General features: G+C 43.9%; 20 protein-coding genes. 1 reads left to right on the forward strand and 19 read right to left on the reverse strand.

What is annotated here, in order from left to right; translation table 11 throughout:
• Nucleotides 1–122: 122 nt before the first annotated feature.
• The 14 genes from ACTRDR_RS01565 to ACTRDR_RS01630 form a co-directional block, all read right to left on the reverse strand.
• Complete coding sequence (locus tag ACTRDR_RS01565) at nt 123–2618, reverse strand: excinuclease ABC subunit UvrA (protein ID WP_440525917.1); 2496 nt, start codon at nt 2616–2618, stop codon at nt 123–125.
• Nucleotides 2619–2649: 31 nt separating this feature from the next.
• Nucleotides 2650–3549, reverse strand: a complete 900-nt coding sequence (locus tag ACTRDR_RS01570) for a hypothetical protein (RefSeq protein WP_440525918.1) — start codon at nt 3547–3549, stop codon at nt 2650–2652.
• 177 nt (nt 3550–3726) lie between these two features.
• Complete coding sequence (locus ACTRDR_RS01575) at nt 3727–4848, reverse strand: 5-methyltetrahydropteroyltriglutamate--homocysteine S-methyltransferase (RefSeq protein ID WP_440525919.1); 1122 nt, start codon at nt 4846–4848, stop codon at nt 3727–3729.
• A gap of 120 nt (nt 4849–4968) precedes the next feature.
• Complete coding sequence (locus tag ACTRDR_RS01580; protein ID WP_022313155.1) at nt 4969–5868, reverse strand: LysR family transcriptional regulator; 900 nt, start codon at nt 5866–5868, stop codon at nt 4969–4971.
• Nucleotides 5869–6063: 195 nt separating this feature from the next.
• Nucleotides 6064–6294: a hypothetical protein gene (locus tag ACTRDR_RS01585; protein WP_118692897.1), complete on the reverse strand. Its 231-nt coding sequence runs from the start codon at nt 6292–6294 to the stop codon at nt 6064–6066.
• Nucleotides 6291–6887, reverse strand: a complete 597-nt coding sequence (locus tag ACTRDR_RS01590; protein ID WP_022313157.1) for a hypothetical protein — start codon at nt 6885–6887, stop codon at nt 6291–6293. The genes ACTRDR_RS01585 and ACTRDR_RS01590 overlap by 4 nt, the downstream gene beginning before the upstream one ends.
• Before the next feature lie 67 nt (nt 6888–6954).
• Complete coding sequence (locus tag ACTRDR_RS01595) at nt 6955–7548, reverse strand: sugar O-acetyltransferase (RefSeq protein WP_118669498.1); 594 nt, start codon at nt 7546–7548, stop codon at nt 6955–6957.
• A gap of 3 nt (nt 7549–7551) precedes the next feature.
• Complete coding sequence (locus ACTRDR_RS01600) at nt 7552–8073, reverse strand: hypothetical protein (RefSeq protein WP_176865862.1); 522 nt, start codon at nt 8071–8073, stop codon at nt 7552–7554.
• 61 nt (nt 8074–8134) lie between these two features.
• Nucleotides 8135–9337 (reverse strand): HD-GYP domain-containing protein, encoded by a 1203-nt coding sequence (locus tag ACTRDR_RS01605; protein WP_440525920.1) that lies wholly within the window; start codon nt 9335–9337, stop codon nt 8135–8137.
• Nucleotides 9338–9489: 152 nt separating this feature from the next.
• Complete coding sequence (locus ACTRDR_RS01610; protein ID WP_440525921.1) at nt 9490–11808, reverse strand: PfkB family carbohydrate kinase; 2319 nt, start codon at nt 11806–11808, stop codon at nt 9490–9492.
• 4 nt (nt 11809–11812) lie between these two features.
• On the reverse strand, nt 11813–12655 hold the full coding sequence (locus ACTRDR_RS01615; protein ID WP_176865856.1) for an ABC transporter permease subunit: 843 nt from the start codon (nt 12653–12655) through the stop codon (nt 11813–11815).
• A 2-nt stretch (nt 12656–12657) separates the two neighbouring features.
• Nucleotides 12658–13584: a carbohydrate ABC transporter permease gene (locus tag ACTRDR_RS01620; RefSeq protein ID WP_242993439.1), complete on the reverse strand. Its 927-nt coding sequence runs from the start codon at nt 13582–13584 to the stop codon at nt 12658–12660.
• A gap of 15 nt (nt 13585–13599) precedes the next feature.
• Nucleotides 13600–14940: an ABC transporter substrate-binding protein gene (locus tag ACTRDR_RS01625; protein ID WP_440525922.1), complete on the reverse strand. Its 1341-nt coding sequence runs from the start codon at nt 14938–14940 to the stop codon at nt 13600–13602.
• A gap of 13 nt (nt 14941–14953) precedes the next feature.
• Nucleotides 14954–17419 carry a GH116 family glycosyl-hydrolase gene (locus tag ACTRDR_RS01630; RefSeq protein WP_440525923.1) on the reverse strand — a complete coding sequence of 822 codons (2466 nt, stop codon included), beginning with the start codon at nt 17417–17419 and terminating at the stop codon, nt 14954–14956.
• Between the two features lie 170 nt (nt 17420–17589).
• Between ACTRDR_RS01630 and ACTRDR_RS01635 the strand changes: the two genes are divergently transcribed.
• On the forward strand, nt 17590–19023 hold the full coding sequence (locus tag ACTRDR_RS01635; protein WP_118669493.1) for an extracellular solute-binding protein: 1434 nt from the start codon (nt 17590–17592) through the stop codon (nt 19021–19023).
• A 47-nt stretch (nt 19024–19070) separates the two neighbouring features.
• Here ACTRDR_RS01635 and ACTRDR_RS01640 read toward each other — a convergent pair whose 3' ends face one another.
• From ACTRDR_RS01640 to ACTRDR_RS01660, 5 genes are all read right to left on the reverse strand, one after another.
• Nucleotides 19071–19655, reverse strand: coding sequence for a rod shape-determining protein (locus ACTRDR_RS01640; RefSeq protein ID WP_440525924.1), 585 nt, complete (start codon nt 19653–19655; stop codon nt 19071–19073).
• Nucleotides 19656–19782: 127 nt separating this feature from the next.
• Nucleotides 19783–20292: a hypothetical protein gene (locus ACTRDR_RS01645; protein WP_440525925.1), complete on the reverse strand. Its 510-nt coding sequence runs from the start codon at nt 20290–20292 to the stop codon at nt 19783–19785.
• A gap of 321 nt (nt 20293–20613) precedes the next feature.
• Nucleotides 20614–21555, reverse strand: coding sequence for a DUF5301 domain-containing protein (locus tag ACTRDR_RS01650; RefSeq protein WP_242993434.1), 942 nt, complete (start codon nt 21553–21555; stop codon nt 20614–20616).
• A 150-nt stretch (nt 21556–21705) separates the two neighbouring features.
• On the reverse strand, nt 21706–23037 hold the full coding sequence (locus ACTRDR_RS01655; RefSeq protein WP_440525926.1) for a DUF6688 domain-containing protein: 1332 nt from the start codon (nt 23035–23037) through the stop codon (nt 21706–21708).
• On the reverse strand, nt 23027–24709 hold the full coding sequence (locus ACTRDR_RS01660) for a DUF4153 domain-containing protein (protein ID WP_440525927.1): 1683 nt from the start codon (nt 24707–24709) through the stop codon (nt 23027–23029). Before ACTRDR_RS01660 ends, ACTRDR_RS01655 begins: the two co-directional genes overlap by 11 nt.
• Nucleotides 24710–24712 lie beyond the last annotated feature (3 nt).

Raw genomic sequence — 24712 nt, forward strand, 5'->3', positions numbered from 1 at the left:
TCACTATACGTATGTCAAAATCAAACTGGGGAAATTGTAGTGGAAATTACGCGAGCAATGAGCCGCGCATAGGCATAAGGAAAGACAGCGATGGGCGCTCACGCACACATCGCTGTCTTTAATCACAGATATTTTCCCGTAATGCTGTCGGCATTTGCCCTGATCTGCTCCGGAGTTCCCACAGCGACAACTCTGCCGCCGTCTTCTCCACCACCGGGTCCCATATCAATGATGTAATCGGCATTGCGGATCACATCCAGATCATGTTCAATGACAAGTACCGTTGCCCCATTGTCTATCAGCGCCTGAAATACCTGCAACAGAGTCTGTACATCTAACGGATGCAGTCCGATCGTCGGTTCGTCGAATACAAATACGGAATCCGACTGTCCTCTTCCCATTTCGCTGGCAAGCTTCAACCGCTGAGCCTCCCCGCCGGAGAGGCTTGGTGTCTCTTCGCCTAATGTTAAATATCCCAGTCCCAGATTTTTCAGGACTTCCAGACGCTGATGCACGACTTTCCAATCCTCTGTCGCCTGCAATGCAGCCGTTACATCCATCTCCATCATCTGCGGCAGAGAATAACGTTTCCCTCGTTTGTTCGCATAGCAGATGTCCCATGCCTCTCTGCCATAGCGGGAACCGCCGCACTCCGGGCAGGGCACATCCACATCCGGCAGGAACTGTACGTCCAGACTGATCTGTCCGGTACCGTCGCAGACCGGGCATCTTAGTTTTCCGGTATTGTAAGAAAAGTCTCCCGCCTTATATTTTTTATTTTTTGCATCCGCGGTTTTCGCATAGATCTTCCGCAGTTCGTCATGCACATTGGCATAAGTGGCTACCGTGGAACGCACATTAATACCGATGGGGGATGCATCGATCAGTTTTACATGGGCGATACCCTCCGCGGTGATACTTTTTACATGGCCGGGCAAATGTTCGCCGTTTAACTTTGCTTCCAGTCCGGGAATCAGACTTTCCAGCACCATGGTGGTCTTACCGGAGCCGGAGACACCGGTAACGACCGTAAGTCTTCCTTTGGGAATGTCTATTTCCAGAGGCTTTACCGTATGGATGGCATCTGTGGACAAATGAAGCTTTCCCGGTGCAAATATTTCCTCCCGGGCGATGGGTTTACGGATACGCATATCCGCAGTCTGCGCCAGAAAAGGACCGATCATGGACTCCTTTTTGGCGATTACCTGTGGAATCGTACCCTGTGTGATCACATAGCCGCCTCCGGCACCGGCTTCCGGTCCCATCTCGATCAGCCAGTCCGCTTCGGACAGAATCTGAGTATCATGGTCTACCAAAATAATGGAGTTGCCGTCAGCGATCAGGTCATGCATCACCGCATTCAACCCCACAATATTCGAAGGATGCAGACCGATGGAAGGCTCATCCAGCACATAGAGCACTCCTGTGGTACGGTTCCGCACTGCACGTGCCAGCTGCATCCGCTGTCTCTCCCCGGTGGACAGAGAGGCTGACGCACGATCCAGAGACAGGTAAGTAAGTCCCAGATCCATCAGCCTTTTGGCCACAGTTTGGAAGGATTCGCAGATAGATTCCGCCATAGGCCGCATCTCTTCCGGCAGGGAATCCGGCACTCCCACTACCCAGTCCACCAGTTCTTTCAGGGGCATCTGGCAGGCCTGCGCAAGCCCTATGCCCCGAAGTCTCGGTGCTCTGGCCGCATCCGAAAGTCTGCTGCCACCGCATTCCGGACAGATGTCCTCCTTTAAGAATTTTTCCACACGTTTCATGCCCTTTTCGTCTTTCACTTTTGCCAGGGCATTTTCTACCGTGTATACCGCATTGAAATATGTAAAATCCAGTTCTCCCGCCTGATTGGTCTTTTTCGCCTTATAAAAAATATGTTTCTTCTCCGCGGGACCGTGATAGACAATCTCTTTTTCCCGATCTGTAAGTTCCCGGAAAGGCACATCCGTCCGCACTCCCATTTCCCGACAGACATCTGTCATTAAAGACCACATGAGACTGTTCCAGGGTGCCACCGCTCCCTCATCAATACTCAGGGAATCATCCGGCACAAGAGAATCCAGGTCCACAGTCCGCACACTTCCCGTACCGCCGCATTTCGGGCAGGCTCCCTGAGAATTGAATGCCAGTTCCTCTGCGCTGGGAGCATGTACCTTTGCTCCGCATTCGGGACACAGGATCTCCTGCTCCGCCGCTACTTTCAGGGTCGGCGGCACATAATGTCCGTTGGGGCAGCGATGGGAAGCCAGACGGGAATACATCAGACGCAGACTGTTCAAAAGTTCTGTTCCGGTTCCAAAGGTACTGCGAATCCCGGGAATTCCGGGGCGCTGATGCAATGCCAGCGCTGCCGGAACATAGAGGACTTCATCCACCTGGGCTTTCGCCGCGCCGGTCATACGTCTTCTGGTGTAGGTGGACAGAGATTCCAGATAACGTCTGGAGCCCTCTGCATAGAGGACACCCAACGCCAGCGAAGATTTCCCCGAACCGGATACCCCGGCGATTCCCACGATTTTGTGTAAGGGAACATCCACATCGATATTTTTCAGGTTATGAACCTTTGCACCTCTTACCTTGATATGCTTTGGTTCATTGGTTTCGTATTCCATGACAGCATTCCTCATCTTTTGATTTCATTTATTAAAACAGATCCAGCATATTGTCCAGATAGATTTCTTCTCTGACCTGCAGCTGATACTCCGGTTTCGTCATATAATACAGTAAAAATTCCAGAACCAGTGCACTGCCCAGTCCCCGGCCCTCGATCTTATAATTGGAAAATCCCATGGGCAAGTAGATCTTCTGAATATCTTCCACGCTGATAAATCCGGGATTTTTCATAGCTTTGGAAAAACGATACCCCTCCTCCGCCCCCGGTGAGGTACAACTAAAATCCGGCTTCTCTCCCAGATTCCTGTGGCTGACGGCTTCGTAGCATTCCTTCCTGTCCTTGCAGCCAAAATAGCAGCACTCATTGCACAAAAACTCCACTTTGTCTTTCTGTGATTCTGTCAGCGTATTTAATTCTTCATAAGCCTTGTTCAGGCGGAAATCCGGTACGACGTAGCGAAAATCTTCTCTGTCTGCTTCCTTTTTTAACGCTTCAAAATCCGTCAGTACTTTTGTGGTTGAGGATATCAGATAAAGTTGCGGATAATGACTTTTCAAATACTGTAACAGCAGTTCCGAATGGACGATCACGCCGTTTTCCGGCTCTGTATTTTCCGCAAACAGGGCACAGAGTTCATTGCATTTTCTGTCGGAAAGATGTTCTTCGCAGAGCTGCGAATTGCTGAAGGTCAGACGGGCTGAGATCCCGTATTCCTGTAACAGTGCCAGCACTTCTCCTGCGTTGTGATCCTCCAGTGAGACCCGGCCGCCTCCCCAGATGCAGTCCGGCGGGGCTCCGTAGATGGAACCGATGTCGCACCAGTCGTAAAAATATTCCCCATGCTCCCGAAACAACGGCAGGAACATTCTGTATAATTCATAGAATTCAAACAGACCGGGAAGATGGTAATGGGCTGTTTGTTTATTCATGTTTCTGCTTCCTCCGTATTATTTTTCATATTCAAAATATTTCAAAAATCCCCATTTAGAAAATGTTAAACAGGGATAACCATAGGTATATTATAGCCTATCCAGAAAAATGAGACAATTGAATATAATTAAAATTCCGGCGACCACCTCTCTGGTAATCGCCGGAACCACGTTTATTTATTTTCCCCAGACTTCCTCCGCTACTTCTTTCACCAGCCGGAGTTTCGCCCACTGCTCTTCTTCGGTCAGCTTATTGCCGATCTCGCAGGAGGCAAATCCGCACTGAGGACTTAAGTATAATCTCTCCAGTGGAATGTATTTTTCCGCATCATGGATTCTGTCAATGACAAGCTGTTTGTCCTCCAGTACGGGAGACTTGGTAGTGATCAGTCCCAGAACGACCTTTTTCTCCCCGGATACCTTGGCCAAAGGTGCGAAACCGCCGGATCTCTCATCATCAAACTCCAGGAAATAGGCATTCACATTCTCTTCGTCGAACAGGATATCCGCTACGGAATCATAGGCACCCTCGCTTGCGTAGGTGGAATGGAAATTACCGCGGCATACATGGGTGTTAATGATCATATCCTTTGGTGCATTCGCGATTACCTTGTTATTAATATCCTTATGCGATTTCTGGAAATCCACAATTCCTTCTCTGGTAGTTCCGTACAGGGTGTGGCCGATCTTATCCGCAAACATACCCCAGGTACAGTCATCCAGCTGCAGGTTTCTACATCCGGCAGCATAGAGGTCATCGATCACTTTTCCGTAGGCCGCCACGATGTCATTTACCAGTTCCTGCTCATTCGGATAATGCTTCTCTGTGCAGCCTCGGTTAAAGGGCATGGTAAACTGTGCCAGGAACTGGGCGGGAGAAGGTATGGTCTGCTTTGCTACGGTATTTTCATCCTCTAATGCTTTTACAAACCGGAAATGATCTACAAAAGGATGCTCCCCGGTCAGTCCGATCTTGCCTACAATATAGGTATCATCCACCATGGCCGCCTCGCCGTGGAACGGAAGTCCCGTCTTGGTAGGGGTATGGCTGATGCCGTCGAATCCCCACATGAAATCCAGATGCCAGGTGGCTCTGCGGAATTCACCGTCTGTGATCACATGATAGCCCAGCTCTTTGATCTTGCTCACAAGCTCTGTGATGGCTTCATCTTCCACTTTCTTCAGTGCCGCAGCATCGATCTTTCCTTCATTGAACTGTCTTCTTGCTTTCTTCAACTTCTCCGGTCTTAAAAAACTTCCTACGAAATCATAGCGAAAAGGTGTCTGTAAATTGCTCATTGTCATTCTCTCCATTTCTTTGTCGTTTTTTGAATTGTCCTCATTATAAGAGAAATGATGAAATCCGCAAAATACGTAAAAATAAGGGTTGTCCATAGTTTAAAACTATGGGCAACCCATTCATCCTAAATACTTCTGCAGTGCTTCCAGGTAGGTAGTACCCAGTCTGCTGAGCATTCCTTTTCTGTGTGTGATATAACCGATCCGCATGTCACTCTCATCTGCCAGTGGCACGGCGATAATATCTTTTCCGTTTAATTTTTTATCGATCACGCCGCTGCACACGGTGTAACCGTTCAGGCCGATCAGCAGATTGAACAGTGTCGCTCTGTCCCGCACACGGATATTTTTCCTGCGTTCAAAATCAGAGAAGATTTCCTCTGAAAAATAAAAGGAATTGTGCTCTCCCTGTTCAAAAGACAGGTACGGGTATTCTTCCAGTTCTTCGTTCGTAATTATGCTGTTACCCGCCAGCGGATGTTTTCTGCTGATAAATACATGGGGACTGGCAACAAACAACTGGTGGAATTCCAGATCATGGGATTTCAACAGCTTGCTGAGTACCGCTTCATTGAAATCATTCAAAAACAGGATTCCGATCTCGCTGCGCAGACGCGCCACATCTTCTATGATCTCATAGGTCTGTGTCTCCCGCAGGCTGAAATCGTATTCTTCCTGCCCGTACTGTTTGATCAGGTCCACGAATGCGTTGACGGCAAAGGAATAATGCTGGGTGGATACGCAGAACTGTTTTTTGCCCCCGGGATTTCCCTTGTATTTATCCTCAAGGATCGCCGCCTGCTCCAGCACCTGTCTCGCATATCCCAAAAAGTCATCTCCCTCTTTGGAAAGCGTGATCCCCTTGTTGGTCCGGTTGAAAATAACAATATTCATTTCCTTTTCCAACTCGTGGATCGCGTTGGTTAAACTAGGCTGTGAAACATACAGCCTGTTGGCTGCTTCCGTGATGGTGCCGGTCTCTGCTACCGTTATTACATACTTTAATTGCTGAAGTGTCATTCTTTTCCCTATTTTTTATCCTTTTTACTTTCACCGTAAATGGCGACAGCAACGCACAGGACCGCTGCTGCAATCGCCAGCCAGAATGCCAGATCCATATATTGTCACTCCCAAAGTTTTCAAAATCTCTTCCCAAGGTTAGCACTCGCTAACCTCCGTGTCAATCATTCTTCCTTTGGGAAACAGGATTTATTCTCAGACAATATCTTTCAGTTCTTCCTCTTCCTGGCATTTCATTTTCTCGATTTCTTTTTTATTGATTTTCTCTGCTATGACAGAAATTACCGCCGTTCCGATGATAAGTATCGCAGCCTCTAATCCGGTATTTTCATAATCCACAAATAAGGATACTACAAACATGATAAGTGAGGTAACGATCAGACCAGCCTCTATGTATTTTAATTTTTCCCGCCAGCGCTGCATCATAAGATCAGTCCCTCCCTTGCATCCACACCAGTCTCCCTGCGGTTCAGGTAATCAAACGAAATCATCTTATGTTTCACATAGAGCCGCTCGAGTGTCATAATGGGAATCTTGTAAGAATCTCCCCGTTCTTCCCAATATCCCACGCCGTCTTCTCTCTCCTGCTCGATCAGCATGTGAATGTACGGATCTTTGTCGGTGTAGCAGATGTAGAACTTTTTCAGGCTTCCCATAGTAGGCGTGACTGCGATCTCCACATGGCCCGTCCGGTATTTCGCCAGCCACTTGATGGCATATTCGATCTGGGAAAAATCCGTGACGGTCTCCACCTTATCCCCGTAAGTTAAGGTGAATGTGTAGGTCAGAGACTTGTCGATCTTATACTTGGTGTATTTCGTTTTCTCCTTGTGGTATTTGACAGAAAAGTGAACACTAATCACAAAGATCACCAGACCCAGCAGAAACATGATAAGCGGCGGCAGGATCTGCTTCTCCTTTGTCGCACCGCAGAAATAAATAACCGGGAACACCATAAATACCAGTCCCACCATAATAAGACCGGAATAAAAGGATTCCCAACTCCTTTTTGTAAACATATTCTCCCCACTCCTTTGTATTATTTTCCACCATAGTAACACAAGAGTGGGGCTATCGTCATCTTTTTTAGAAAAGAATGTCCTCCGGCCGGATCTTATCTTTCTCCGTAATGGGACGGATCACCCGGCAGGGAACGCCTGCTGCAATCACTCCCGCCGGAATATCATGGGTAACCACACTTCCGGCGCCGATCACAGAACCCGCGCCGATGGTTACACCACCGCAGACCGTGGCATTTGTTCCGATCCATACATTTTCTTCCAGCGTGATGGGTGCAGAAGTACCGATTCCCTGACTGCGCTGTCCCGGGTCAACCGCATGTCCGGAGCAGGCCAGACAGACGCCGGGCGCGATAAATGCACCCGCACCGATATTGACGGGTGAGGTATCCAGAATGACACAGTTATAATTGATGACTGTAAGTCCGTGGGTATGAATATTAAATCCGTAATCGCAGTGAAAATCTGGTTCAATGCCTGTCATCGGATGACAGGTTCCCAAAAGCTCCTGTAAGATTTCCCGCCGCTTCTGCTGTTCCTTCGGAGCTGTCCGGTTATATTCCCAGCAAAGCTGTTTTGCCCGGTTCTGTTCCTCTCCCGGGATATTTTCATAGCCACTGGCATAGGCCGCAGGGCGCTTCATAATGTCTATAACGTTCATGTTTTACGCTTCCTCGCTTTTTCTTTTCCCGAAAACCTCACAATTTACAGTAATGTCACCATTCTCCTGGATGATAATATTCTGCCAATGAAATGTATTTTCATTTCTTTCCACAAATCGCCATTTTCGATTGGGATTTTCCAGAACAGTTCCCGTCAATATTCCATTTTCCATGGTAAAACACAAATTTGTAAATTTACTCTTGCATGCATATACCATATCATAGCAATGGGTCTTTGAATTATATATTCTAAGTCCGACACCATACTCACCATCCGGCTGTGGAGAAGTCTCCCTCGTCGCTCTGGAAGGACATATGAACATATCTTCAATGCCTATCCCGTTCAATACCCGCCTAAAGATCCACTCTCCCTTTAATTGACGCTGTGGCCTGTTATGATCACCATCTATAAACTTATCTTTATAATCAAACTCCCAATCACCCAACAGCGGAGCAAACCAATCATACTCCTCCGGAATAGTTCCTTCCGGTTGTCCATACAAAGCTTCTATAAAGTTGTCCATATCTTTATACCTTCCCTATATCTGCGTCATATTAATCCTGCAATAATCGCCCTCACATCTTTTATCCCCGAAAGCAATCCTCGACCTGTTTCACAATCGTTTCATCCAGCCAGCCCTTATTCGCCATATCCCACAGGATCTCACAAGCTTTTTCGTGAGGCATGCCCTGTTTATAGGGACGACTTTCCGTCAGTGCCTGATAGATGTCTATACAGGCCATCATGCGCTCCTGCGTGTTCAGTTCTGCGGCGGTCTTCCCGAAAGGATATCCGGTTCCGTCCAGCCGCTCATGGTGGAATGCCGCCCAGTCGCGGATCTCGTCAAAATCATCTACGCCTGACAGAATATAATAGGTATATGCCGCATGATGTTTCATCACAGCAAATTCGTCCTCCGTAAGCCTTCCCGGCTTCTCCAGGATCTCATTACCTACCGCCACTTTTCCGATGTCGTGCAAAGCGCCCGCAAGGTACATTTTCTCCACGGTTTCTTCATCAAATCCCATATAACGGCTCAACCGTTCTGCATCCTCTGCTACACCGATGGAATGGGTGCTGGTGAATGGAGATTTGTAATCGACGATCTGTGCAAAAAAGCTCGCCAGCTCCTTGATCTGCGCGAAGCTTAGCTCCTGTTTGATGCGGGGGATTTTCTCCCACAGATTTTTCTCAAAGCTATCCTCTCCCAGCGTCAGAAAATGTGACAGCGTAAACACCTGCAGGAAAGCATCCACACATTCCTTGTCCACAACGGTTCCTTCATTTTTGTGAAGATATCCACAAGCTTTATTGAAAATATCCTCCGTAAAGCCCTTTGCACCGTATGCCCGGTCCAGCAGATCGCTTAAATGAATGATTCGGGAAAAAATCGGAACCTCTTCCCATGTTTTTCCAAACGGTCCACTCCCATTGGCATTTTCATGGTGATACAGAATTACATTCTTCACATCCGTATGGAAAGGAAGTCTCTGTATATTTTTTTCACCCAGGGTACAGTGAATTCCTACCTGAGAAGCTTGCGGGGCATTTGCAACATCCTTATGTAATTCTTCCTGAATATACTGTGTCAGTGCATTATCATGAAGCAGGGCACATGCTGCCAGATCCTGCAGGCTCTCACCGCTGATCCCCAACTGCTCTGCCATGCAGACACTCATGTATGCCACACGCTTCGCATGTTTGTCAGACACATGTACCAGCTCTGCCTCCACACAGTCCAAAGCATATGAACAGGCTGACAATAATCCTAAAACATCTAATAACATTTCTATATTTCTCCAATCTCTTTATAACACACCTATTATGACAATGATTTATGTGAAAAGCAAGCATATTCCGGACAATAAATTATATCAAAAAGGAGCAGCTCCCGGTACTGCAGAGTTGCTCCTTCTTACTGTCCATCGATCGGATTATGTTAGCTATTGATCCTCTTAATTACTTCTTCCATTACAGGCATCGCAGGTATTGCTCCTTCTCTCTCAACACATAGGGAAGCCACCGCATTTCCAAAGCGGACACATTCTATCATTTCCTGTAAAGAATATTCTTCTATACGCTTACCGGATTCACAAATCTTATATAAAAAGCCTCCCATAAAAGAATCTCCGGCACCGGTGGTATCCACAACTTTGCTGGAATAGCCTGGAACATATGCTTCCTGCTGATCCTGCAGATATACAAACGATCCTTTTTCGCCTAAAGTAATGAGTACTATTTTTGCGCCATACTCTGTTATGCTCTCTGCTGCTTTCCGAACATCCGTATAACCTGTTAATAGCTCAATCTCTTCTTCTGATACTTTAACGATATCTGCATATTCTAAAATGCTTCTCATCCATTTACAGGCTTCTTCCTGTGAATCCCATAAACTGGCTCTGTAATTCGGATCATAAGAAATAATCGTTCCATTATTTTTCGCAGCTTTTAATGCAATAAACTCTGCATTTCTGGATATTTCATCAGTTAACGACAAAGAGCCTACATGAAGAATACGGCTTTGGCAGATGATATCTTTCCGTACTTCCTCACCCTTCAGTCCGATATCTGCTCCGGGTTTTCTGGCAAACGCAAAATTTCGTTCTCCGTTATCCGCCAGTTTAACAAAAGCAAGTGTTGTAAAATAGTCTGCATCACTTATTAATCCTTCGGTTGAAACACCGCATTTATCCAAGGTTTCCTTTAAGAAATCACCCAGGAAATCTTCTCCTATTTTTCCGATAAATGCTGTTTGGGCACCCAGCCGTTGTGCCGCAACCACAACATTAGCAGGTGCACCTCCCGGATTTTGTGTATAAGACAAAGTTTGTCTTTCACTCTCTTTTTTCCCGGTAAAATCAATCAATATCTCTCCCAGAGAGGTAATATCATAATGCCGTTTTGCCCTATATTTTATATCTACGCCTATATTTCCTTGTGGGTATAATTTTCCTGTATAGCGATATAAACCATGCTCCCACAATAATGTAAATGTATTTCCGTCTATGAGGATATCAATATCTGTTTCTTTTTCCATCATTTCACAGGGCACAGTCCGTATACCATATCTGGAAGCTCTGTCTGCCCGGTTATAATTCACGGTCATTTCTTTATTTGTAGAATCAAAGCATATTGTCACTGTATGTCTGTCTGCATCATATAGGTCAATACATAATAACTCTCCATCTCCCGGCAGCTTTCCCTTCAGTTCTACCATAACCGGCTGACTTTGCGGTAGTATGTTTTCACCGGCCCAATGTTTTTCCAATGTTCTGCTGAAGAGCTTCATCTCAGATTTCACTTTATCAGCCACTTTTGCGCACAAACGCCTGTTATCATCTAAATACCACACTCGTGATACATCCAATATTCCACGATAACCTTCCTCCGGACCGAAATCCCGGATCCAAGGCATCCACAGCCAGCCGCCCAGCCAGGCAATAGACCGTATTTCCCCATGCAATACCGGATATGTCTGTGCTGCATAATAATGAGTTCCAAGATCCAAGGTTCCTCTTGTCTCTTTATGGAATTCACATTTGTCAAAATCCACCTGTCCGGACAGATACAGCGTCGTTACACTGTCTTTTTCATACATCGGCGAAGTTGTCAAAAACCAGACATCATCAAGGCAGAAGGCATCCGGACATTCAAACATTCTGCCCTCACCGGGCTCTGCTTCGTACAAAATTCCGCTATACGCCCAATGGTACAGATCGGTAGAAGAGAACAGATAAATTCTTCCGCAGCTGTCCGGATGTTCAATTCTTCCGGTGGATCCTCCACAGATCATTCTCCATTTCCCTTGTGCAAAAAACACCTTGGGATCTCGAAAATCTCTTCCTCCCTTTTCCGGGACTTCTTTTATCAGCGGGTTTTCTTCTGCCTTTACGAAATGTATCCCATCCTTCGACACTGCCAGATTTTGCGTCTCAAAAATACCGGTTTCATCTTCCGTTCTTCCTGTATAAAATAAAAATAGCTGATCATCATGTACAACAACCGATCCGGAAAAACATCCGCCGTTTTTATCATTATCATAGGGCATGTCGGGGACCAGTGCCGGTTCCAATTCTTCCCAGTGTATCAGGTCCCGGCTTACCGCATGCCCCCAGTGCATACTGTCCCAGTTATCATGGTACGGATTATACTGATAAAATAAATGATATTGTCCTTTAAAAAACACCAAGCCATTAGGATCATTGATCCAGCCTTTCTGTGGTGTAAAATGTAGGGATGGCCTTACGATTTCTCTCATTTTCTTATCCTTTCACTGCTCCTGCAGTCATACCACTTATAATATACTTCTGCAAAATGACATAAAATACCAATTCAGGAAGCATGATCATCAGACTCGCTGCAATGATCCCACTGTAATCCATGGAATATTGTCCTTTAAACATAGATGTCATTAACGACACGGTGTTTAAGACATTATCCTGAATAAAGGTTGATGCAAACGGGAACTCATTGTAAATATAAACAGCATTAAAAATAATGATCGTCACGAACGTGGGTTTCATAACCGGAATCACCACTTTGGTACACAGCTTAAATAGATTGCAGCCATCGATAATTGCTGCTTCTTCCAATTCTCCGGGGATATCTCTCAAAAATCCGGTAAACAGTAAGGTATTGAACGAGATGTTCACTGCAACATACGGCAGGATCAGTCCCAAACGGGTTCCAAGGATTCCCATCAATGAATCAATCCGGTATACCGGAAACAGTAGCACATAAATAGGAATGCCAATCCCGACCAGCAGGAACAGATACAATGTTTCCGATGCCTTATGGTTTCGAAAAACCATTCTGGCAATTGCGAACGAACTCATAAAAGTAAATAAAATACTGAAAAAAGTAGATATTACTACCAGTAAAATCGTGTTAAAATACATTCTGGAAAAATCAATAGTATCGATCGCACGCTGATAATTTTCAAAGCTTATTGTCTGCGGCAAAGAAAGCGGACTGTTGACAATCTCATTATTTGTCTTTAATGAAAGCAACATAGCCCACAGTATGGGCATGACCAAAAGAATAATCAATCCCAGCAGACATATGTAAAAAATGACTTTTTTTATCGATATTCTCTTGTTTCTCATGTTTAACTCCTTTGCTTCCTCGTTGTGATCTTAATATAGGAAAATGAGCCCAGAATTGAAAGTAACAGAATTGCAACCGCAATTGCCATTCCATATCCATACCTTCTGGATGTAAATACTGTAAAATACATATATGAGGTAAGCAGCTCCGACTGATGAGCAGGTCCTCCGCCTGTCATCTGATATACCAGTTCATATATTTTAAATACGCCTGTTACCACCAGAACAATATTAATAATAAAGGTCTCTTTCAGCATAGGAATTGTCACATAAAACAAGCGTTGTAACAAATTGGCTCCATCAATATCGCAAGCTTCGTAAATATCTCCCGGTATTGCTTTGATTCCGGATAAAAAAATAGTTCCATGGAAACCCAGTACCTGCCATGTGAATACGATCGCCAATGACAATGGAGACCATTTAGTTCCACCGATCCATTCAATAGCAAGCATATCCAGTCCTATTTTGTGCAATACACTATTTACCAGCCCATAATTAGGATTCAGGATATATCCCCAGATAATTCCTATGATAATAGGCGCTATTACATAGGGAGCAAAAATCACCATTTTAAAAAATGCGTTTCCGTGAAAATTCTTGTTCATCAATAATGCTGCCATAAAAGATCCAACGATCAGGAATATCACACTGAATAACAATACTAAAAATGTATTTTTCAATGCGATCAGAAATAGCTTATCATGGAACATAGCAACATAGTTTTTTATTCCCACAAATGATGCTTTTCCAAGACCACTGTAGTCCGTAAAGCTATAATAACATGCGATAAACACAGGAATAATAATAAATACTGCATAAATCATAAGAGTCGGAAGCAGCATAATGATTTTTGCTTTCTTTGTACTCAACCAATACATAGCTTTCTCCCTTTCCATTCTATAGAAAAGAGCGGTATTACTTAATTTCATACCGCTCTTTTGGTTTTATCTTTCGGCACTTTGTAAATTTTCTACATAATCAGCTGCTTGTTCCGGTGTGTAAACGCCGGTCATAACACCGAAGGTAGCATCAAAATATCCATATGCCACATTGGACGAAAGTGAATTAAACGGCTCAGTTACTGCTTTCCAGTCATCATTTAATGCCGTGATCATCGTGGAAAGTACAGGATGTTGGCTCTCGTCAATCTGTCCATTATATGTAGAGCACGGTAATGCCGCGGTATCCTCTGCAATGATCCTGGTTCCCTCTTCGCCGTAATAGAACTGCCAGAACTGCATAATTGCATCTAACAACGCAGGATCTTCTGCTGCCTTTGAAGATACTACATAAACACCGCCGGATGCCTTGATTCCGATCTGCTGCTCATACTGGCTGTCGGAAAAGGTAGGTCCCCAGAAAAATCCGATTTTAGAAGCCATATCACTTCCCTCAAAATCACCGATATCCCATGCTCCGGAATTGAACATTGCTGCATTTCCACCCAGGAACTGCTCTTTTGCTTCAAAATATCCAATATTGGAAATGTCCTTTGTGAAAGTTCCTTTTTCACGCATTTCTTCTACTTTTTCAAAATAGTGAATAAAGTCTTCGTTATTCCAGGAAATGCTTCCATCCTTCAGGCCGTCAAGCTTTTCAAAGAATCCATATCTTGCCAGCATTGTCTCAAATGCCCAGATACTGTAATTATCCTGCGCACCCACGGTCAGCGGTGTGATTCCGGCTGCATTCAGCTTATCTACCGCATCCAGGAACTCTTCATAGGTAACAGGCACTTCTTCGATTCCTGCCTGCTGGAAGAGATCTTTGTTATAATAAAATCCTACCATCATAACTTCACTGGGCATTCCCACATCTTTACCGTCAACGGTACATGAATGCACCAGTCCGGGAAGAAGGCTGTCATTGATACCATACTGATCCAATGCATCCGTCAGATCATATAAATACCCATTCTGTGCAAACTCCTTTGCAGTTGCCTGCTCCAGCCAAAATACATCCGGAAGCTTATTTTCTCCTGCCAGTAAGGTCATCTGTGTATTATGCTCGGACACTTCTTTGCCCGTAATATCAATTTTAATCCCCGGATGGCTTTCTTCAAAGGCAGCGATAATCTTCTGCAGATGCGGCTCCTGTGCCTGAATATCCGCAACATGCTCTGCAAACTTGATCGTAATCTGTCCGGATCCATCTGCGGTCGTAGAGCTCTGCGCCGTCTCTGCGCCGTCTGTCGTTCCTTCTGCATTTCCGCATCCTGCCATCGTAAACAGCATAGCGGCCGCACAAGTCAGTGCCATCATTTTTCTCCAATACTTTTTCATCATAATTGTACCCTCCTTATTCTTGTACATGAATATCATCTAACGTCCCATACAGGATGTCAATATGTTTGCACATTTTCCCATTCTCTTCCTTCTGACTGTAGATACCCCATGCTTTTCCACAGATGAAGAAACTGGACATTTCACCTTCTATTGCAGGATGGAATGACAAGGTTCCGCGATACATATCACTTTGCAGTCCCAATAATGCATTCAGCACTCCCCAGCTTGCCATTGCTCTGCAATAATGATGACCGGACTCGATCTCACTGAACGGATTCCTCTTGTATCCGTCATAACGATCCCGAATTGACTTTACCACCGTCAGACCTTCCTCTACACAACCTGAATAAATCAGATTAACGGCTACTTCATACTCTACTCCTGTCCACACCTCTCCGGCATAGGATAAAGGGAATTTAGGTCTGCCGCCTTTCGGCCAGGTAGCTACTACCATTCCATGCTCTTCATTGATTGCATATGCTCTGTGTACACTGTCCGTATGATAAAAATCCGTTTTGTAATTATACTTGAATACGGATTCCATAGCAGATTTTACATGCTCTTTCGGTAAAATCTCCCCGATTCCGGCCATATATGCCAGGAACTGTCCGAGAAGCTGATCTGACAGGCAGCCTTTTCCGAATTGATATTTATATTTATCAATCTCCTTCTGTACCTGAATATAATATTCTCCGTCAAACATCAGTTGATCGGCTCTTGCAGCTCCTTTTTCGTAAGCATCTGCGTATAGCTGATGATGTTCTTCATCCCCTACGATCTCAGCCATCTCTTCACAGCATTTCAGTGCTGCCAGGAAGATACTGTCCGTCATGGGATTCGGTCCGTAGAATTCAATATCATAGGTTGTATTCTGCTGACCGTCCAGTACATCATCTCCATCCAGATCCCATTGTTTCAGGGCATATTCCATTGCCAACACTACTTTGGGCCAAATGGTCTTCAAAAATTCTACATCCCCGAGATTCTTGAAATCCCGGTAGACACGAACAACACTTCCAAGTTCTCCATCACAGGCCGGAACCATTGCATACCGTTCCTGATCAAATACGGAAAACATTCGTGTAGACATGCAACCTGTCTCATCTGTTTCTCTCAAAAATTCTACATTACGCATAGTTTTTTCAAGATCCGGGAACAGAAAAGCAACCGTCTGTGCATAATTCCATACATGAGGCACACTACCGTAACCGCAGCCTATGTAGTCACGTATTCCTTCAAATCCGGCAAAAGTTCCATCTTCCAGACGGAAACATAAATTACTTCGAAGATTCGTAATGTTTGCAGTCAGAGCATCAATCACATAATAAGGTAATGTAGTCTTATGGAACATAGCATCGGCAAATTTTCTGCTGTCTGATTCCAGTCGTTCCTTATTATGGTATACATATTTTGCTACATCCCATGCATCTGTGAATTTTGTTGCATAGTAATTTCTTACTGTTCCGTATTCACCGCGCTGGAATTTCTCGTAGTCCTCATCAAACTCGATCCATGCCTTTACTCTGTTAGGGAAATACCATGTAATGACAAATTCGAAGGTTTTTTCTTCTCCCGGCTGAAGTTCTTCCCATGCTCCGATGGATCCGATCTTTTCTCTTCTTTTCAGGAAACTGAAATTATGAAATTGTGCAAATTCACATCCCACACTGTCAGATACGGTCTCTTTTTCCAAAAGTCCATCACTGGTAAAGTCATCCCAGAAATCCTGTATTCCATCCACCCATTCGCCGTCAAACCACTGTGTTTTATAGGTTACATTGGATCCACTGGTCAGAATCGCCATGTTTCCATACCGTAAATGATCCTCTTTCAAATGTTCGGGTGAATAATACAAGCCCTTCACATCATCAAATTCCCGATATTCATTTTTTACACTGTCGGCCAGCTTCAGGTTCTCAATAACATCATATCCCTCAAAGCCGGATGCATTGGGAAGCGTACCTACCAGGCTTACTTTGGTCGGACAGTCTGCAACATTTTTCACCGTGTATCGGATAATTGCGCAGGGAATACTGGAATCATCTGTATTTAAAGGAATAAACGGTGTATATGCTTCCATTGATACTTTTACGGGCAATTCGGAATCTTTGAAATTCACCCTTGCAAAAGGATATTCACAAATCAGTTCGGAATCTTCCATTCTTGGCAGATTTACTAATTCAGCCTGAAGATATCCGTGTGAGCTGGTATATGGCGGAACCATTCTCGATTCCAGAATTTTCGATATAGGTTTTTCCAGTTCTTTGTTCTCCGTACGAATTGCAAAAAAGGAAAGCGGAAATTTCGTATTCTTGGAAGGCCAGTTAAAAATTTCCCAGTCCAGGAACTTTCCTCTTGAATTTATAGAAAAATTACCTGTTCCGATTCCGCCCAACAGAAAACGAACTTCCGTTGCATCCCGCTTAAAGACCCGCGGTGTTCTGTCAAATAATTTCTCTTTTGAAAATGTCTTTTTCATCTTCTCCTCCTTTTAGTTGTTCGGTTGTTCGAATAACTTGTTTTATTTTTTAACTCTCTGCTTTTGCAGAGAGTTTTTTTATTTAATCTTGTTTGTTCGAATAACTTATGCTATGATATTAGCATAACAAAAATATATTGTCAATCACTTTTCAAAATGTGGGGGATTTTATGAACACCAGAACACCAAAATACATGCTTATAAAAAATGAATTTGTCCAGAAAATCGAAAGCGGATATTATCGTCCCGGCGATCTCATCCCTTCCGATAATGAATTAATGCGTACTTTAAATGTAAGTAAAAGCACTATTACACAAGCCCTGAAATGTCTGGAAGCTGAAGGATATATTATACGGCAGCAAGGAAAAGGTACTTTTGTAGCAGACCGCTCCAAAGATAAAATAAACCTATCTATTTATTTATGTCCTATGGAAGATAATGAGAAACATTTTTGGATCTCTCTGATCGAACAGTTTAATCTGACATCTTCCGGTTTTTTTGTAACACCGACTTTTCTCACCAACGATAAGGCTCCTCTGCGTGACTCGCTGTTGCAAAGCTTTACCAGTGGAAATGCACCGGATATTCTGTCCCTGGACGGTCCTGATGTCCCCTATTGGGCATATATGAATTCTCTGCTGCCGTTTGATGGATATATGGATTCGTCTTTCCTATCCTCTTTTCTGTCTCCCATTGTGACACAGGGAACCTATCAGGGAAAACTATATCATCTGGGTTATACGGAATCCACTTTATGTATTCTGTATAACAAGGAGTTGTTCCATTCCCTTGGTATCCGCATTCCGACTTCTGCGGAAGATGCCTGGAGCTGGGATGAGTTTCTGAATGTCTGCCATACAATACAGACCAAAACTTCTTTTCCCTATCCTTTGCTTATGGACTCCGGACGCGGTCTTTCTCCGAAATCCGGAGAATGGAACAGCTATGCAGGATTGCCATTTATCGTGCAGAACAATGGTAGTTTTTTTAACGATACACTGACGGCAACCTCTGGATATATTAACTCTCCGGCTTCCGTCGCTGCTATGAATTGGCTGGGCGAATTATTTCATAAATATCATTATACCCACGTGGAGGATCTCAGTGCCGATTTTCCTGAAAACTTTGCCATGAGTCTTTCCCTGCCCAGTGCTTATTTTCAATCGCAGAAAAGGAATAGTAATATCGGCATAATCCCTCTTCCCCATGGTATAAAAGCAGCTTCTCCCCATGGAAGCTGGGGATTATGCATGTCCAGACAGACACAATATCCCAGGGAATGTTGTGAATTTATCCGTTATGTTTTCAGTCTGCAGAACCAGTTGAAGATCAGTCAGTTAACGGGTATTCCTGTTTTAAAAGAGATTTATGACGTAATGGACAGCTTTCAGGCTGGTTCCGGCAACAGCAATATTTTATTTTCACAATTACGGAATACCTCTTTTACCAGACCGCAGACCCCCGCATATCCTTTCTTCAGTAAGCAGTTTTCCTATGCGTTTTATAATATTGCCATGGGTGCTGATGCACAAGAAGAAATGAATCACCTGGCGCAGCAGGTAGACGATCATCTTTACCGGCATAATTACTATCAGCAAAGCTAATAATTTAGGCTAAGGATAAATAACTTCATTTATCCTTAGCCTTTTTCTTAAATATGCAATTTTGACATTTCCTCTTCCAGTCCCCACCGCTTACAGTTCTCTGCCAACTGTGCCAGTGAATATCTGAGGTAATCCATGGGCTGTTCCTTCGTGATCTCTACTGCAAAACGAAGATTTTTATAAGTGTTCTTCATTCCCCAGATCACATCCTCCCAGGGAGTTCCCTCCGGGATTCCTTTCACGCTTTCATCTGCATAGACCACATTTTTGGCTCCCGCCTGATACAGGAGATCAAAATAGGCTTTCATTTCCACTTCGTTCAGTTTCTCGTGAATAAAAATAAGCCCTTCTCCGTATCCCGTAAATGATGCCTTGCCAAGATACCGGCACAGCATCTGCTTTAGCATCTTTTCCGCACAGGTATAGTCGCTGACTCTTCCCAACACGATCGGAGAAAAACCAATAGAATCAGCCGGAAGAGTGTAAAGCATTCCTTCGCACTCTTTTCCGGCTGTTATCATTTTCCCTGTTTTCTCAAAAATCACCAGGGATTTGTCATCATATTTTACTTTTTTCTTATAATCATAGATCTTAATGTCTGCACAAAGCTCTGAAGGGGTAAACTTTTCCATCCCGGTACCTCCGTTCGTTTCCGAAAATAAGTATACCTCTTCTGCCCTATCAGTTCAATCCGATTCTTTTACTGGGATATCTAAATAGAATTTACCACGGTGATTGCTTATTAAATAATCCGGTTACTTACTTTGATATTATTTCAACAGTCGGCGATATGCTCTCCAACCCGAGCTCGCCATCTTCCGCAACTCTATAATTAGTAACATCTATTGAGTACATATAATCCGAAATATCTGGATTTTCCTCATCAGCCGGAAGTTCAACTTCAAATGTCTTGAACTCAAACACATAAACCGTTCCTTCAACAAGCTTTCCGGTCATATCTTCCTGAAAGCGAAGTAAAAAGGGTGCAGTCTGAAAGAAGTGAACTACCGCAATCGTTTTTCCCGGAAGCGCACAGTAATCCGGCAAGAGTTGTTCAACGGAAGCTGTAAAAGATCCCGAAAACTGTGCAAAGTACTTTTTGTTTTCGACCATTTGCTGCTTCCCATCATTATATCCAACCTCGTAGCCAGCCGTATAACCTTCTTCGTAGTTCGCATCATGCGTATCTGAACTTTGATCATTATTTCCACAATCAGCCAATGAAAGTACCAACACAAGACAAAGAACCATTGCAATAATCTTTTTCATACTGTTTCCTCCCTCAAATTCCGATTTAGTTCAATTCACTTTTATCATATAAAAAAGCCTCCCTTTCAAATATTATTATATCAAAAAGGGAGAGCTTTTTCCATTAATATTCTCCCTTTTCGGAAAAGTGTTCCCGCTGTTCATTTCCCCAATTTTAGTGTATATTCATACATTTCTTAATTTTTCGAGCAATTTGAGCAACTGTATCTTGGATTTTGCCTACTGAATATTGAGAAAATTTAGGCTGAGAATTGAAAAAAGGCTATCCCTTTATTGAGACAGCCTTTTGAATTTAATTTGACTTATCTATCGTTTATTCTCTCATTCAGATTCTTCTCTGTATTCAAAGACGAACCACTTTTCATTCATATAAATTTCTATTGTATCGTCTGCCCCATACTGATAACCAAATCCACTTCCAAAATTAGACTGATTATCTTCTGTTGGTATTTCAGTTCCATCGACAGTTGATGTTATTTCTCCATCCATAGTGCCACAACGTGCATCCATGATGCTTTCTCTCCCTGTATCGTAGTATAATTTACCATCTATTCTTACCATAGGTATTCTATCCCACATGGCATTTGCTTCTGTCTGTTCTATCACGGTAATTTTATAAACCTCTCCTAATTGTGCAGGATATGATTCCATTATTTCTCCGTTATAGCTAATTTCTACGAAATCTCCAATTTGCAATTCAAGGTTCTCTTCGTTTGATATATAAAACTTATCTGCTGAATCAAGTTCCAAAGAACCATCTACCGGTTTTACTATTATTGAATCATGATTCGTTTCAATTACCGATGCCTGAAATGTTACCATTAGCGGTCTATTATCTGCCGAAGCAAGCATTTCAGTTATACAATTACCTAAAGCAGGCGTTGGTTTATAAATTCCTTGATATGGCTGTTCTACATATTCGATTCCTTTATCTACATAGTAAAAAAGAGTAGTTCCTGCCGCCCCATCACAATTTATATTGATCGTAATAGAATCTTTGTTGACCGGTGCATCATTGATTGATTGCTGACTGGTTGTTTCCATATCCATTAGCATAGATAAAAATTCATCAATAAACTCCGTAGCTTCACCTTCTGTGTTAGGTGACATAGCATATTTGTCACCGTCAGAGACACCAATCGATACAATATCCTCTCTGGCTGGCAATCTAATAGGATTCCCCTGTTCTTTTCTTCCACATGCACATAACATAATTGAAACAAAGTAGCAAAGACAAACAATACTGCATAATTTCTTTTTCATGGTCATAATCCTCCCCAAAATATATTTCGTATTATATGTTATCTAAGTGTATATTTCAATGTGTGGGAAATAGCCGGAACGTGTTTTTATGCATTGTGAATGCATGTTTATAGGCTCGTTTTCAGTGGGTACACAATTCCGAAAAGGGAGTTAATATTTTACTATTTTTTCCACCTGCGCCGCCGTCTTCCCGGTATACTGCACGGCAATGCGGTTCTCGGGATGGGCGTCCGTCAGGTACAGCACACACAGGAAGATCCATTCCAGAGGCTTCATGATAAAATACACCAGATCCGCCGTGTATTTACTGTGGATCAGTCTCGCCACAGGGAACCCGTAAGTATCATAAAAATGACGCAGTGCCCGGTGTAAGCCGGGAGTCCGTTCTTCCAACACCTGTTCAAAAGCATTGGCGATGCACAACTGACGGTTCACGATCACTTCATGCCCATGCCGCCTCCCCAGGCGGATAGGCTTTACGACTTTTTCATGACCGCCGGCAGCTACCGTGCAGAGATAATGTTCATCATACATGACATTCTGCGGTGCCTGTCTTAGTGACAGATTCCAGTCGCTGGTCTCCGTGAATGCTTTAATCACAGAATCCGGTGCCTGCCCAAACAGCATGAGGATTGCGATCAGGATTCCCAACAGCGGGAACATCAATACCAGTCCCAGCACCGGCCACAATTCTGCTTTTCTTAAGATCCTGTCGCACAGACGAAGTACCGGATGCTGCTGAATTTTCCCCGTTCCGAAGTGCTCGTCTTCCGCATTTTGCACCATGTGATTCCACTCCCGTATTTTCTTCAGAAGCAGTCGCACCACTAGCAGCACACAGCACAGTGGAAATAATAACAAATATCCATCAAGCAAAATCGTCGGCTTGAATATCTGTACTGTGAACAGGATCAGTTCTAACAATCCCAGGTACATTGCGGAAATCGACAGGACTGTCACAAGTGGCGGCAGCTTCCGAAGCGGAATACTCTGCAGGATCTCATACCCTATAAATGCCAGCAGAATGAGTACTATAAAAGTAACCATAGAACCACTGTAAATCGGTGTATGTTTATTGGAATTGCTTAACTGCGTCTGCCAGTCAGCGGATGTCACATCCATAATCAACCCCAAATAACAAAGTTCATAGAATCCGCCCAGCCAAAATACATGCTGGTCAAACAGCCAGGCTCCCTTCACCGGACGTTCCCATGCTTCACTGATCAGGCAGATTCCTTCGCTGATCGTCAGCACCACAGGAAATACCAGTACCGCTCCCATTAAAATTGCCCAGGTAAACATTTCTGTAAAAGCCTTAATGATCTCCCATACATAATCTCTTTGCTCATAATGAATAACAGAGGCTATGATCGTAAAAAGCGCATAGCCCAGTCCGATAAATATAGAAATCAGCCATGCAAGCATCACCGGATGCTTTTTATAAAACTTTATTTTTTCCGTATTCATTTCTTTATTTTCCATCGATTCTCGCCTCTATCTGTTTCCGCGCCATATATCTGGAAATATTAAATGTCCGCAGAGATGTCTGATCCAGACGCTTCTTATTATGGTTCAGGTAATAATATCCGAATCCCTTCGGTTGATAACTCCCCCACCACTGAGCCTGCGTATCTTCGCTCATAATATCTGTGGGTCTCTCCAGTTCATAGGCGCCAAAATCATACCCCAGGCTCTCCATATAAGGAATAATGACCGGTGCCGCATCCGCACTGAGATCACTTAGATAAGAGTAGTCATTATATTCCGATCCCCGGAAAAACGGTCCGGCGAAAAAATCGTCTCCGTAATCCTGCGCCACGGATTCTTCCCAGCCTGTACCGTCTGCGCCGGGTGCATTGGCAATATTCACTCTGGCTATAATATAGTCGGGATGGCTGAAGGACAATGCAAGATACAGCACGGTCACCATCACGACACCATAGCGGAACAGAGGAAAACTTTCCCTGTAAATGTTGATCAGTACTCCGATAAACATGACGAATAATACCGCCAGTATCCACAATACAAAGATCCGCAGGAAAGTCAGATAATAATACCGGATGTAAATGATCATTCGCATTACGCTGGACGCGATCATGATAAAAGTACATAATGACATAATCGTCATAATCACTTTCAGTACCTTACTCTCCCTAAAAAAGCTGAGGCACACCAGTACCAGGATCAGGTTCAGAATGCTGACAACCAGCAGCTGGAAAAAGCCCTCTCTTGCATACTGAGCGTAAGTATAGCCGTCCGGCAGCTGCATTTTCCCTAAGAACAATCCGAAGATCTGAATACCGGAAAACAGCAGATACAATAGTGACAGCAGTGACATAATCGTAATTGCCAGTACCGGCTCACCCTTTCTGCGATCCTTCACTTCTTCCGGGATGCTTCGCTTACACAGGTAGGAAGTCAGTGCATAGGAGGCAAAGAACAGAAACATTACCCGGATGACTACGTTGAATATATTGTCCGGACGGATCCAGTTCATGAAATCCGTTGTCATCTTACGAAATACCGCATCGGCAGAGCTTAACAGTCCGGCGGCAATGAGCAGAATGGGCAGTGCGATCACCACTCCCAGCAGTCCGTACCATACCTTCTTATTTACTTTTCCCTTTTCACGAAAATAGGCTTTGCCATCGGAAAAAGGCTTCCCCAGTTCCCCGAAGCTCATAACCACCAATTGACAGATGCTTCCCACATATTTCCCAAGATTCCACTTTTTCGTATCAAAATATTGATTCAGCAGCAGACACATCACTAATAGAAACACCGCCAGCTTGTTCAGACCTATGATCGCCCATCCGTCGGTGCAGAAGGTGGATACCCCCAGCAGCAGAATGCTGATCATGTAAAAGGCGCTTCCTTTTTTCAAGGTAATCTCCAGTTTTGACAGCGAGAAGACAAAATACAGTAAAGTGCCTGCGAGAAAAAAAGGGAAGGTGATCCCCGAGCCGTTCCGGAACATACAAAATGCATAGAATACGGCATAGAGAAAAGTCACCGGTCCGAAGAAATTATAGTGCTCCTGCAAGCGCTTTGTCTCCACAGTCTCTGTCTTTTCCACTACCCGGACTACATTCTGCCCGGAAATCTGTTCCTGATTTATTGAATTTGTTTCCTGTACTACTGTATTTTCCTGCATTAT

The organism is Simiaoa sp., from assembly GCF_051972595.1.
Lineage (GTDB): Bacteria > Bacillota > Clostridia > Lachnospirales > Lachnospiraceae > Acetatifactor > Acetatifactor hominis.